The organism is Dongia rigui, assembly GCF_034044635.1.
Taxonomy (GTDB): domain Bacteria; phylum Pseudomonadota; class Alphaproteobacteria; order Dongiales; family Dongiaceae; genus Dongia; species Dongia rigui.
The window spans coordinates 1,628,396-1,641,636 of sequence record NZ_JAXCLX010000001.1 but is presented as its reverse complement, the minus strand read 5'-3'; the positions used below and the strand labels follow the sequence as shown (position 1 = coordinate 1,641,636).

At 62.2% G+C, this 13,241-nt stretch carries 12 protein-coding genes; 2 read left to right on the top strand and 10 right to left on the bottom strand.

Annotated elements, in window-relative coordinates:
* Window positions 1-12 precede the first annotated feature (12 nt).
* Window positions 13-828: a type I methionyl aminopeptidase gene (gene map / locus SMD31_RS07660; protein WP_456077533.1), complete on the top strand. Its 816-nt coding sequence runs from the start codon at window positions 13-15 to the stop codon at window positions 826-828.
* Between the two features lie 200 nt (window positions 829-1,028).
* On the opposite strand, the gene trmB is transcribed toward map, so the two are convergent.
* The 8 genes from trmB to miaB all read right to left on the bottom strand — a co-directional run bounded on the left by trmB (window position 1,029) and on the right by miaB (window position 9,428).
* Window positions 1,029-1,742, bottom strand: a complete 714-nt coding sequence (gene trmB, locus SMD31_RS07655; RefSeq protein WP_320500217.1) for a tRNA (guanosine(46)-N7)-methyltransferase TrmB — start codon at window positions 1,740-1,742, stop codon at window positions 1,029-1,031.
* 20 nt (window positions 1,743-1,762) lie between these two features.
* Window positions 1,763-2,932 carry a methionine adenosyltransferase gene (gene metK / locus SMD31_RS07650; protein ID WP_320500216.1) on the bottom strand — a complete coding sequence of 390 codons (1,170 nt, stop codon included), beginning with the start codon at window positions 2,930-2,932 and terminating at the stop codon, window positions 1,763-1,765.
* Between the two features lie 265 nt (window positions 2,933-3,197).
* Entirely contained in the window at window positions 3,198-3,689 is a 492-nt protein-coding gene (locus SMD31_RS07645; RefSeq protein ID WP_407652101.1) for a helix-turn-helix domain-containing protein, read from the bottom strand.
* A 259-nt stretch (window positions 3,690-3,948) separates the two neighbouring features.
* Window positions 3,949-5,496, bottom strand: coding sequence for an apolipoprotein N-acyltransferase (gene lnt / locus SMD31_RS07640; RefSeq protein WP_320500215.1), 1,548 nt, complete (start codon window positions 5,494-5,496; stop codon window positions 3,949-3,951).
* A gap of 6 nt (window positions 5,497-5,502) precedes the next feature.
* A complete protein-coding gene (locus SMD31_RS07635; RefSeq protein WP_320500214.1) occupies window positions 5,503-6,429 on the bottom strand; it encodes a hemolysin family protein in 927 nt (308 codons plus the stop codon).
* A gap of 13 nt (window positions 6,430-6,442) precedes the next feature.
* A complete protein-coding gene (ybeY, locus tag SMD31_RS07630; protein ID WP_320500213.1) occupies window positions 6,443-6,982 on the bottom strand; it encodes an rRNA maturation RNase YbeY in 540 nt (179 codons plus the stop codon).
* The gene (locus SMD31_RS07625) at window positions 6,979-7,986 is read right to left on the bottom strand and encodes a PhoH family protein (RefSeq protein WP_320500212.1); all 1,008 of its coding nucleotides are present in this window, start codon (window positions 7,984-7,986) and stop codon (window positions 6,979-6,981) included. Before SMD31_RS07625 ends, ybeY begins: the two co-directional genes overlap by 4 nt.
* Complete coding sequence (miaB, locus tag SMD31_RS07620) at window positions 7,983-9,428, bottom strand: tRNA (N6-isopentenyl adenosine(37)-C2)-methylthiotransferase MiaB (protein WP_320500211.1); 1,446 nt, start codon at window positions 9,426-9,428, stop codon at window positions 7,983-7,985. The genes SMD31_RS07625 and miaB overlap by 4 nt, the downstream gene beginning before the upstream one ends.
* A 215-nt stretch (window positions 9,429-9,643) precedes the next feature.
* On the opposite strand from miaB, the gene lhpI reads away from it, so the two are divergent.
* On the top strand, window positions 9,644-10,591 hold the full coding sequence (gene lhpI / locus SMD31_RS07615) for a bifunctional Delta(1)-pyrroline-2-carboxylate/Delta(1)-piperideine-2-carboxylate reductase (protein WP_320500210.1): 948 nt from the start codon (window positions 9,644-9,646) through the stop codon (window positions 10,589-10,591).
* Window positions 10,592-10,722: 131 nt separating this feature from the next.
* Here lhpI and SMD31_RS07610 read toward each other — a convergent pair whose 3' ends face one another.
* Window positions 10,723-11,187, bottom strand: a complete 465-nt coding sequence (locus SMD31_RS07610) for a GNAT family N-acetyltransferase (protein ID WP_320500209.1) — start codon at window positions 11,185-11,187, stop codon at window positions 10,723-10,725.
* A gap of 132 nt (window positions 11,188-11,319) precedes the next feature.
* Window positions 11,320-13,188, bottom strand: a complete 1,869-nt coding sequence (gene htpG, locus SMD31_RS07605; protein WP_320500208.1) for a molecular chaperone HtpG — start codon at window positions 13,186-13,188, stop codon at window positions 11,320-11,322.
* Window positions 13,189-13,241: the final 53 nt, after the last annotated feature.

The following is a 13,241-nucleotide window of genomic DNA, read 5'->3' as shown; positions in this document are numbered from 1 at the left end:
ATAAAACTCATGATGAAACTTTCCGCGCAACGCGACATGAACAACCGCGCCATTCCGCTCCATGATGCGGAGGGGTTTGAAGGCATGCGCCGGGCCGGGCGCCTCGCCGCCGAGACATTGGATTTCATCGGCCCGCATGTCCGCCCCGGTGTGACCACCGCGGCCCTCGACAAATTGTGCGAAACCTTCATGCGCGATCATGGCGGCGTGCCGGCGACGATCGGCTATAAGGGCTATCAGCACGCCAGCTGCATCTCGGTGAACCATGTCGTCACCCACGGCATTCCCTCCGACAAGAAGGTGCTGGCCGAGGGCGATATTCTCAATATCGACGTGACACCCCTGGTCGACGGCTGGCACGGCGATTCATCGCGTATGTTCATTGCCGGTTCCCCCAGCGTGAAGGCGCGGCGGCTTTGCGACGTCACCTACCAGTCCCTCATGGCGGGTATTGCCATGGTGAAGCCTGGCAATACCTTGGGCGATGTCGGTCATGCCATCGAAACCCTGGCGCACAAGAACCGTTTCTCGGTGGTTGAGGATTTCTGCGGCCATGGGGTGGGGCGCGTGTTCCACGACGCGCCGCAGGTCTTGCATTACGGCAAGCCCGGCACCGGTGTCGTGCTGGAGCCCGGCATGATCTTCACCATCGAACCCATGCTCAATGCCGGCAAGGCCGACGTGAAGATCCTGGGCGACGGCTGGACCACGGTGACACGGGATCAATCCCTCTCCGCCCAGTTCGAGCACTCGGTGGGTGTGACGGAGACGGGCGTCGAAATCTTCACGCTGTCGCCGAAGGACATCTACTGGCAGCTGGCGGCGTGAACCAAGAAAAGCAGCCGAGCTTCAGGGAAATCCTGCGCGCCATTTCCACGATTGCTCTCCCAACTCGACGCGACTGGATCAAGCTTCTCGCTAATACAATTGCGCTGGCCGCAGTCTTTATTTGGATCTTCTGGGAGAGAGTCTCGTCGTGGCTTTTGTCCTCCCTAGCGAGTATCGGGATTTCCTAGTTTCTTGGAACATCAGACCCGCTTGAACCTGAAGTAATGCGGCACGCGGCCTTGGCGGATGGCTTTCTGCTCGTAGCGTGAAGCGGGCCAGTCGTCGGGGCGGATGGCCCAATCGGCGGCGCTTGTCGCCAGCCATTGGAACGCCTTGTGGCGCGTGGTGTGGGCCAGCGACCAGCCGATATAGACGGGATCGTCGCTGCCGATGCGGAACTCGCCGCCGGGCTTCAACAGGTTTGCCACGATATCGAGATTGGCCTGATTGACGAAGCGCCGGCCCGCGTGGCGCGCCTTGTGCCAGGGGTCGGGGAAGAGCAGGAAGATCTTGGTGAAAGACTGCGGCTTCAAGGCCGGCAACAGATCGCGCACGTCTTCGGGATAGATGCGCACATTGTCCAGCTTGTCGGCATCGATATGCGACAGCGCTGACGCAATCCCATTGAGGAAGATTTCGCAGCCGATGAGGCCGGCCTGCGGATTGGCCTTGGCCTGGGCAGCCAGATGCTCGCCACCGCCGAAGCCGATCTCCAGCCAGTACTCGTCCTTCGGCGATGTGAACAGTGCTGCTGGATCGATCGTCTCGTTCGGGCGCACGGCGACGGTGATGGAAGGCAGCAGCGTTTCCATCAACTTCTTGCGGTTCTCGCGCAAGGGCCGGCCCTGGCGGCGGCCATAAAAGTTTCGCCGCGGCCCGGTGGTCTCCGGTGCCGCGGCGTCTTTGTCGGTCATCGACGCTGGTCTCGTCCTGGTTACGCCATCGCCGCCTGGAGCTTGGCGACGAGGTCGAGCTTCTCCCAGGAGAAGCCGCCATCGGCATCCGGCTCACGGCCGAAATGGCCGTAGGAGGAGGTGCGGGTGTAGATCGGCTTGTTGAGGCCGAGATGCTGGCGGATGCCGCGGGGGCTGAGATCCATCACCTCGCCGATCGCGCGCACCAGCTTCTCTTCATCGACATTGCCGGTGCCATAGGTGTTCACATAGACCGAGAGCGGCTTCGAGACGCCGATGGCATAGGCCACCTGAATCACGCACTTCTCGGCGTAACCCGCAGCTACCACGTTCTTGGCCAGATAGCGCGCGGCATAGGCAGCCGAACGGTCGACCTTGGTCGGATCCTTGCCGCTGAACGCACCGCCGCCATGGGGCGAGGCGCCGCCGTAGGTATCGACGATGATCTTGCGGCCGGTGAGGCCGGCGTCGCCGTCCGGGCCACCGATCACGAACTTGCCGGTCGGGTTGACGTAGAACTCGTCTTCCTTCGGGAACCAGCCCTTGGGCAGGACCTTCTCGACATAGGGGCGCACCAATTCGCGCACCTGTTTCTGGTCCAGGTTCTCGGCATGCTGGGTTGAAACGACGACCGACGTCGCCTTCACCGGCTTGCCGTTCTCGTATTGCAGGGTCACCTGGCTCTTGGCGTCGGGGCCAAAGCCCTTGACCTTGCCGCTGTGGCGATCGTCCGCCATGAACTTCAGGATCTGATGCGAATATTGCAGCGGCGCCGGCATCAGCTCCGGCGTTTCCTTGCAGGCGTAACCGAACATGATGCCCTGATCGCCGGCGCCTTCATCCTTGTTGCCCGCGGCATCGACACCCTGGGCGATGTCGGCCGATTGCGAGTGCACGTAGCATTCGATGTCGGCGTTCTTCCAGTGGAAACCTTCCTGCTCGTAGCCGATTTCCTTGATGGCGCGGCGGGCGGTTTCGACCAGCTTCTCATGGGTGATCGAGGCGGGCCCACGTACCTCGCCGGCAAGGACGACCTTGTTGGTCGTGGCCAGCGTTTCGCAGGCGACGCGGGCGTCGGGCTGGGCTGCCAGATAGAGGTCGACGATGCTGTCCGAGATGCGATCACAGACTTTGTCCGGATGGCCTTCGGACACACTTTCGCTGGTGAAAAGATAGGAGGATTTCGACACGAGGCTATTTCCCGCAAAGATGAAAGGTTCGACAAGTTCACGTGCTGCGGGAGGGGGCGTTCGAGGGGTTTATCCCCGGGGATAAACCCCTGAGTCGGACAGCAAAAAACCCGGCCGCGGTGCGGCCGGGATCATGGTTGAGCGGGATTCCCCGGTCAAGCGGGTTTTATTGCTTACCAAAGTGTGAAAAGGCCCAAAACGGGCCTTTTCCGGTCTTCCGAGAGGCGGTGGACGCCCTTATTCGGTCTATCGCTTGCGCCAGACTTCAGTCTTCATCCGAGGTCGAGCTCTTGGCCAGCGACTTGGTCAGTTCGAAGATGCGCTTCCTGACCGAGGCCTGGGGAATCTTGTAGTAGGCGCGGACCAGTTCCAGCGTTTCGCGCTTGGCCATGGGATCGGGCTCGTAATCGACCGGCGCCGGCGTGGCGACGCCCATCAACTTGGAGGGGCTCTTCTCCTGGACCGCATTCGGCATGTCTTCGAAGAAATAGGAAATCGGCACATCGAGCACACGGCCGAGATCGAAGAGGCGCGAGGAGCCAACGCGATTGGCGCCACGCTCGTATTTTTGAACCTGCTGGAAGGTAAGGCCGATGGCCTCGCCAAGCTTCTCCTGGCTCATGCCGAGCAACGTGCGGCGCAGGCGGATGCGCTGACCCACATGCACGTCGATCGGATTGGGGAAGCCCTTGCTGGCCATGCGGCCGGACGATTTGCGTCCCTTCGGGGCGCTCCCTTGCTTGGTCGATTTAGCCATTTTCTCTCATTCTCCTCGAACCAGCGATGTCGATCATTCTGGCGAGACCAGATTTACATCGCCGCAGCTTGTTTCGCGATTTGCAATTCGCCACCGGGCAAATGTATGCCGCGGCCGTTGTCCCGGCGTTTCGCATTTTCTACCGTCATGCTGACGGTTTTGTCTTGTCATACCAAACAAGGCGGGTCAATTGCTTCGTCCGGTCCTTTACGCGCAGGCATTTCTGCCGCTCAACCCACGGGCGAAGAAGTGGTTCATCTTACGCAGATCGGCGCCACCGGACCATAGGAATGAGTCCAATGAGTGCAAGTAATACCGGGATTACCAAACCGAAACGCGCGAAATAAGTCGGCGCCAGCGCCAGCGGCAGATCTGCGTCGATGACAGCGGTTTCACCGAGGCGCGACTGTGTCTCGATGCGTCCATAGGCATCGACAACGCCAGATATACCTGTATTTGCAGCACGAACCAGAGGAATGCCTTCCTCCACGGCGCGATACCGCGCCGAGGCGAAATGCTGATAGGGACCTGTCGAATTGCCGAACCAGCCGTCATTGGTGATGTTGACGAGCCACGCCGGCCGCTTGGTCTCGTCTACAACCGCACCGGGGAAAATCACTTCGTAGCAAATCGATGGGCCGACATCGGGTGCGCCCGGTATCGGAATTGTCACAGGGCCAGGTGCTGCGGAAAAGTCCATGGCACCCGGTGTCAGCTTGCTGATGAAGGGGAACAGCTTGCGCATCGGAACATATTCGCCGAGCGGCACCAGATGCGATTTGTCTGCCGTCGCGCGAATGCTGCCAGTGGCGTCGAGGACGACCAGCGAATTCCAGACCTGTTCCAATTCGCCGCTCGACGGTTCGCCGCGGATGGTGCCGGCGAGCAGCGCCCCGTTCGGCGGCACAATGGCTGCGGTCATCTGACGCAGGGCCGGTTCGCGGTCGATCAGGAAGGGAATTGATGATTCCGGCCAGATGACATGGGTGATTTTATCAAGCCCCGGTGTGTCGCGTGTGAGTTCCAGATGTTTGAGGAAATGCTGTTCGCGAAAACCGCCATCGAGCTTTTCCTTCTGGCTGACATTGGCCTGCACGATGCGCAGCTTGATGCCGGGCACATGTTCCCCGGTGTCGCCCGACAAGCGCCACTGGCCGCCGGCAAACAGGATGACGAGTCCGACGAGGGCGCCGATGCACGCGCGGCAGGCGCGCTTCTTTTCAGTTGCAGCAAGAGACGCAGGCAAAGTGAAAATGGCGGTGGTGACCAACCCCAGGCCCCAGCTGCCCCACAGCGCCGCCGATTGCATCATGGCCGGGCTCCAATCCCAGACATAAGCGGTGAGGTTCCAGGCATAGCCGGTGAGCACATGACTGCGCAGCCATTCGCCGATGGTCCAGATGGCGGCAAAGGCCACGATGCGGCCGGGCGACAGGTCCCCGCGGCGCCACACGACCAGCCCGGTCAGGGCGGCATAGAGGGCGAGGAAGGCAGCAAGGCCGGAAATGACCGGCGGCATCATCCAGCCGAAGCGGGCCGCATCGATCATGAAGGAATTGGCGATCCACAGATTGCCGGCCATGAAATGGCCGAAGCCCCAGAACCACGCGACGTTGAAGGCCCGGCGCCGCGTCGGTGCCGCCTGGATCAGCCAATAGAGGCAGATCAGCGACACCAGCATGGCCGGCGCGAATTGCACCGGCGCGAAGGCGAGGCCCGAGAGGGCGCCGATGATGGAAGCAAAGCCACGCCGACGCCAACCCTCAAGCCCGCCGACCCAGGCGTTCAGCCGCGCCATCATCTGCATGGTGGATTAGTCCTTTGCGGCCGCTTCGGGCGCTTTCGTGGTGTCGGGAACATTGCGCACGCGCAGACGCTTGATGCGCCGGGGATCGGCATCCAGCACTTCGAAGGTGATGCCGGAGGCATGCGTCACCAATTCGCCGCGCAGGGGCACGCGGTCGGTCAGCGACATCACCAGGCCGCCCAGCGTATCGATATCCGCCTCGCGCTCTTCCTCGGTCAGCACGGGGCCGACTTTGTCTTCGAAGGTCTCGATCGTGGTGCGGGCATCGGCCAGCAAGGTGCCATCGGGGCGGCTGACCAGATGCGGGCCCTTGACCACGTCATGCTCGTCCTCGATCTCGCCGATGATCTCCTCGACCAGATCCTCGATGGTGACGAGGCCGTCGATGCCGCCATATTCGTCCACCACCAGCGCCATATGGGCGCGGCTGTGGCGCATCTGCAGCAGCAGATCGAGCACGGGGATCGAGGGCGAGATGAACATCGGCTCGCGCAGGATCTTCTTCAGCTGGAACTTCTCAGGGTCCGGAAAAAAGGTCAGCACGTCCTTGGCGTGGACGATGCCGACGATATCGTCGAGATCCTCGCGGTAGATCGGCAGGCGCGAATGGCCGAATTCGCGCACCATCTGGATGATGCCTTTAAGGTCGATATCCTCGGGTGCCGCCTTGATGTCGGCGCGCGGCACCATGACGTCATAGGCCGTAAGGTCACCGAGTTTGAGGACGTTGAGCAGCAGCGACGATTCATTGGAATCGAGCGGCGCTTCGCCATCATCGCCGGATTCCGATTCCTCGATCAATTCCTCGATGGCGTCGCGCAGGGCGTTTTCGCTGGATGCCTTCTTGCGGAAGAGCCGCATCAGGCCCTTGAAGCCGAGGCGCGGCTTGCCGTTGTCTTCAGCCGCGCCGCTTCTAGATGGTATGTCGCTCATGACCTTCTCAAACTCATTTCAGGTGATATGGATCGGGCCAGCCAAGGCCGGCCAGGATGTCCCGTTCCAGTTTCTCCATGGCGCGGGCCTCGCGATCGTTTTCGTGATCGAAGCCCAGCAAATGTAGCACACCATGGACGACCAGGTGGCAATAGTGCTGGGACAAGTCTTTCCCCTGTTCCTTGGCTTCGCGCTTGACCGTGCCGAGGGCAAGGACGACGTCGCCCAGGGCCCAGGGATAGCTCGGCGGAACGCCCTTTGGCGGCAGCCCGGCATCGAGCGCCGCGAAGGAAAGAACATTGGTCGGCTTGTCCTTGCCCCGATAGTCGCGGTTGAGATGGCGCACGCCCCGGTCGTTATCAAGGGTGATGTCGAGAACAAATTTTCCCGCTTCCTTCAAGCGCTTGCGTGGCAATGCACGCGCTGCGAGGGCGCCCAAGATCGCCCGTCTCGTTACCTTGCGGGCGATCTTGGCGGCATCGGGCAGGGCCTTTTCCCAGGCCTTGTCCGCGACGACGATGCCGATCTTCAGCGAAGGGGCGGCGCTGGTCACCCTTTGCCGGCCGCTTTCCGGTCGCGGGCGTCATAGGCGCCGACGATGCGGGCAACCAGCGGGTGGCGCACGACGTCCACTTCCGAGAAACGCGCGACGCTGAGGCCGTCAATGCCCTCGACCGCTTCCAGCGCGTCCTTGAGGCCGGATTTGGTGCCGCTGGGGAGATCGATCTGGCTGAGATCGCCGGTGATCGCCATGCGCGAGCCTTGGCCGAGACGCGTCAGAAACATCTTCATCTGCATCGGCGTCGTGTTCTGCGCCTCGTCGAGAATTACGAAGGAATGGGCGAGCGTACGACCGCGCATGAAGGCAAGTGGCGCCACCTCGATTTCACCCGAGGTCATGCGCTTGACGACCTGGTCGCCCGGCAGCATGTCGTTCAAGGCGTCATAGAGCGGGCGGAGATAGGGATCGACCTTCTCGCGCATGTCGCCGGGCAAGAAGCCCAGCTTCTCGCCCGCTTCGACCGCGGGGCGCGACAGGATGATGCGATCGACCGCCCCCTTGGTCAGCATCGCCACCGCGACGGCGACGGCGAGGTATGTCTTGCCGGTACCGGCCGGCCCAAGCCCGAAGACCAACTCATGCTCATGCAGCATGCGCATGTATTTGGCCTGCATCGCCGAGCGCGGCGTGATGTGGCGCCGCGCCGTGCGGATCGCCATGCCGTCCTTGCCGTTGCCGCCCTCGAACAGATTGGGCTCCAGCCGGTCATCCTCGCGGGTCATCCGCAAGGCCGCATCGACCTCGCCGGCATCGACCTCCAGCCCGCGTTTCAAACGCTGGTAGAGGCCGGTGACGACCTGCTTTGCCGTGGCGACGGCATCGGTCGGGCCGGATATCGCCAGCTGGTTGCCGCGCGGGACCATGGATACGCCCAGTTCCTGCTCGATGCGGGCAAGGTTCTGGTCGTGTTGTCCAAAGAGCTGCGGCAGCAGCCTGTTGTCTTCGAATTGCAGGTGAATGGGTGCGGCGATCGGGGCGAGGGGGGTGGCACTCACGCGATGGCTCTCTCCGGTTGAAGCTCAGCGACGTTCCCCGCCGCCGGGTGGGACGCGGCGGCCTTGGCCGCCAGGATACCGCCCAGGGTGTAATGCCCGAGGTCGGTGATTTCGACATCGGCCACCGTGCCGATGAGATGATCCGGCGCATCGACATGCACCGCCTGCAAATAAGGCGATTTCCCAACCAGCTGGCCCTCGTCGCGACCGCGACGTTCAAGGAGAACCGGCACGGTTTTACCAAGTGTGGCGCGGTTGAAATCGATCAGCTGTTTCTCCAGCAGTGCCTGAACTTCCTGGAGGCGTGCGTTCATCACATCCTGCGGAACTTGTGCCGCCATCACGGCGGCGGGCGTTCCCGGGCGCGGGCTGTAATTGAACGAGAAGCTCTGGGCGAAGGTCACATCCTCGATGAGCTGCAGCGTCGCCTTGAAATCGGCATCGGTCTCGCCGGGAAAGCCAATGATGAAATCCGACGACAGCGCGATATCCGGCCGCGCCGCTTTGAGCTTGTCGATGAGGCGCCGATAGTGATCGGCCGTGTGCTGCCGGTTCATTTCAGCAAGAATACGGTCCGAACCGGATTGCACCGGCAAATGCAGGAACGGCATCAGGCTGGGCAGGTCGCGGTGTGCGGCAATGAGGTCGTCATCCATGTCACGGGGATGCGAGGTCGTGTAGCGCAGGCGCGTGATCTGCGGCACCTTCTCGGCCAGATGGTGGCAAAGCCGCGCCAGATTCCAGGTGCCGCCATCGGGGCCTTCGCCGTGATAGGCGTTGACATTCTGCCCCAGCAATGTGAGTTCGCGCGCACCGCCTGCTGCCAGCCGCTTTGCCTCGGCAACGATCTGTGCAACGGGACGCGAGAATTCGGCGCCGCGGGTATAGGGCACGACACAGAAGGTGCAGAACTTGTCGCAACCTTCCTGGATGGCGAGGAAGGCCGAGATACCCTGCGATCCCGTTTCATCCGGCAGATGATCGAATTTCGATTCGGCCGGGAAATCGGTGTCGAGGACGCCGGCACCTTTATGCTTGCGGATGAATTTGGCACCGCGCCGCTGGTCGCGCGCACGCGTCGCGCGCGCCACCATTTCCGGCAGGCGGTGATAGGTCTGCGGCCCCAGCACGATGTCGATCTCAGGCACGCGGCGCATGATCTCCTCGCCCTCGGCTTGCGCCACGCAGCCGGCGACGGCGATGATCATGTCGGCGCCTTCGGCCTGGCGCCGCGCCTGTTCGACGCGCAGGCGGCCGATCTCGCTGAAGGTCTTTTCCGAGGCCTTCTCGCGGATATGGCAGGTGTTGAGGACGACCATGTCAGCCTCGGTTGGGTCGTTGGTCGGGCCATAGCCCAAAGGCGCCAGGACATCCGCCATGCGGGCGGAGTCATAGACGTTCATCTGGCAGCCATAGGTCTTGATGAAGAGCTTCTTAGCCAAGGCGGATTCCGGTCCTCAATGTCTTCGGACCATGGCGCGCGATCGGCAGGGCATTACTCAATGCGGCTCGATTCATGAAGAAAGGATAGCACGGTCCAGCAGCCTGGGTGTACCCAATTCCGGGCGTCTGTGCAAATGTCACTAATGCATTGAAATAAAAATGAAATATCGGGCGATTGCAGGGCCATCACGGCATCGTTAATGTGCCCGCCATCATGACCGAGCAAATCCCCTATCTCAGCCCCGAAATCATCGACCGGAATCTCGACTATAAGAGCCTGGTCGGTGCCCTCCGCGACGCCTTTGCCGGCGATTGGACGGTGCCCGTCCGCCACCATCACGGCATTCCGGTGCCGGGCGAGGAGGACCAGACCCTGCTGCTCATGCCCGCCTGGGATGCGGGCAAATCGGTCGGCATCAAGATCGTCACCATCACGCCGGGGAATGGTGGGCGCAATCTCCCCGCCGTCCAGGGCATCTATCTGCTGCTCGATGGCCTGACCGGTGCGCCCAAGGCGCTGATGGACGGCAAATGCCTCACCGTGCGCCGCACGGCTGCGGCCTCTGCGCTCGCCGCCTCATACGCGGCACGCCAGGATGCCAAGGTGCATCTCATGGTCGGTGCCGGGGCACTGTCACGGCCCTTGATCGAAGCGCATCGCGCGGTGCGGCCCATCACACGGTCGCTCCTCTGGGCCCGCGATTTCGGCAAGGCCCAGGCGGCCGTCGCCGACATGGGAAAGGCCGGGATAGCCGTCGAAGCGGTTAAGGACCTCGAAGCCGCCGTGCGGCAGGCCGACATCGTCAGCACCGGCACCCTCTCGCGCGAAGCCCTGGTGAAAGGCGCCTGGCTGAAGCCCGGCACCCATCTCGACCTTGTCGGCGCGTTCCTGCCCGAGATGCGCGAAAGCGACGACGAAGCGGTGAAGCGCGCGACGGTCTTCGTCGATACGCGTGAAGGGGCGCTGAAAGAAGCAGGCGATATCGTGCTGGCGATCAAATCCGGCGCACTCACCGCAGATCGCATCGCCGCCGATCTCTTCGACCTCGCGCGGGGCAAGCATAAGGGTCGCCAGAGCGATGACGAGATCACCCTCTTTAAATCGGTGGGGACGGCGATCGAAGATCTGGCCGCGGCACGGTTGCTGATGGAGCGGGTCTGAAACGGCCCCCCACCCAACCCTCCCCCCTGAAGGTGGGAGGGCTTGGAAGCTGAGTTGGATCGATCAACCTCGCTCTCATCCCCTCCCACCTTCAGGGGGGAGGTCGGGAGGGGGGCGCCAAGTGACGGGCGCTACTTACTCAAATCCAGCTTCAGCCCTTCATGGCTCGCCTTGAAGCCCAGCGATTCGTAGAAGCGCAAGGTGTCGGTGCGCGTCTTGTCCATGGCGAGTTGCACCAGCTCGCAGCCCTTGGCCCGGCATTGCGCGATGGCCCAATCGAACATCTTGTGGCCAAGGCCGCTGCCGCGACGTGATGTCTTGATGCGGACACCCTCGATCTGCCCACGCCACATGCCGAGCCGCGCGATGCCGGGAATGAAGGTGAGCTGCAGCGAGCCCACGATCTCACCGTCCTCTTCGACCACGGCCAAGAACTGGTTCGGATCCGCCTCGATCGCCGCGAAGGCGGCGACGTATCTCGCATTCAACGGCCGCGACCCGTCCTCACGCTTGGCGCCGATATAATCATCGACCAACATGTCGACGATGGCTTCGAGATCGGCGCGCGTGGCGCGGCGGAAGATGAGTTCAGGCATGCGCGGCCTCTCTCTTATCGTCATGGTACGCGAAGGCGTACCATCCACGAGTTTGCTCGCCGCTGATGGAAGCAACTCGTGGATGGTCGGCCTTTGCCGACCATGACGGGTAAGAGACGGGTAGAAAAGCCCCTAAATCGCCTTCGCGAGCAGCGTATTCAGCCGCTTCACGAACAGCGCCGGATCCGCCGGCGGTTCGCCGTCCTGGATCTTGGCCTGGTCGAGCAGCAGCCAGGCGGCTTCGGCAAGCTCATGCCAATCACCGTCCTTGGCAGCCTGCTTGGTCATGGCGGCGACCAGCGGATGGCGGCCGTTGATCTCGAGAACGCGCGGCAGGCTCGCTTCCAGGCGTTTATGTTGCCGCAGCAGGCGCTCGAGATGCATGTCCATGTCGCCCGAATCCGCCACCAGGCAGCAGGCGCTGTCGGTGAGGCGTTCAGAGAGGCGCACATCCTTCACGCTGTCCTTCAGCGTGATTTTCAGGAAGGAGATGAGGCTGTCGACATTCTCGGCGACCGGCTTCTTCTCTTCCTCTTTCTCACCTTCGGATGCCTTCACTGTATCGAGATCGGATCCGCTACGCGTGACCGAGCGGAACTCCGCCTCGCCGAATTTCTCGACCGCCGGGATCCAGAACTCGTCGATGGGGTCGGTCAGGAGCAGGACCTCGATGCCCTTGGCCTTGAAGCCTTCGAGCTGGGCCGAGCGCGCCACCGTGTCGAGGCTGTCGCCGGTGATGTAATAGATCGACTTCTGCCCTTCTTTCATGCGGGCGACATAATCGGTGAGGCTGACCCAGCCATCGCTCGCGGTGGTGCGGAAGCGCACCAGCTTCAATATCTCGTCGCGCTGGGTGACGTCCTCATAAAGGCCTTCCTTCAGCACGGGGCCGAAATTGTCCCAGAAGCTTTCATAAGCGGCCTTGTCGTCGTCATTGGCGCGTTTGTTGAGGTCGGAGAGGATGCGCTTCACGAGGGCCGCGCGGATCTTGGCGATGACCGGGCTTGCCTGCAGCATCTCGCGGCTGATGTTGAGCTGCAGATCCTCGCTATCCACCAGGCCTTTCACGAAGCGCAGCCAGCCGGGCAGGATCTCGTCCGACTGATCGGTGATGAAGATGCGCTTGGCGTAAAGCTTCAGCGATTGCTTACGCTCCGGCGTGAAGAGATCGATCGGCCGCTGGCTGGGGATGAAAAGCAGGGCCGTGTAGTCGATCTTGCCTTCCGCCTTGAAATGGATCGTCGCCCAAGGCTCGTCCCAGGCATGGGCGATGTGGCGATAGAAGTCGCGGTACTGCTCGTCGGTGATCTCGGATTTCGACTTGGTCCAGAGGGCGGCCTGCTGGTTGACGTGGCGTTCCTCGGCGCCATCCTTCAAATGGATCGGCAGGGCGACATGTTCCGAATGCTTGGCGATGACATGCTCAAGCCGCGCCGCCTCCAGCCATTCGCCCTCTTCTTTCTTGAGGTGCAGGACGATGTCGGTGCCGCGGCTGGGCTTGTCGACCGCTTCGACCGTGAACTCGCCCGTCCCGTCGGAGACCCAGCGCCAACCTTGGCTTTCGCCGGCCTTCCTCGAGATGACCTCGACCTTGTCCGCCACCATGAAGGCCGAATAGAAGCCGACGCCAAACTGCCCGATAAGGCTGACCTTCTGCTCCTGCGTCTTGGCATTGCTGAGCTCTTCGGCGAACTTGGCCGAGCCAGAGCGGGCGATGGTACCGAGATGGCTGATGAGATCGTCCTTGTTCATGCCGATCCCGTTATCGGCGATGGTGAGCGTCTTCTTCTCCTTATCGGTGGTCAGCGTCACCGCCAGATCGCCGCCGCCTTCCAGCAATTCCGGCTGGGTGAGCGCCAGATAGCGCAGCTTGTCGCAGGCGTCCGAGGCGTTGGAGATGAGCTCGCGCAGGTAAACGGACTTATCGCTGTAAAGCGAATGCGCGACGATGTGCAGCAGGCGCGAAACCTCGGCCTGAAAACCATGGCGTTCCAGCGTCATGATGACTGGTCTACTCCCAACTGAATTGTCCCTTTGGCCGCTCATATGCGGCG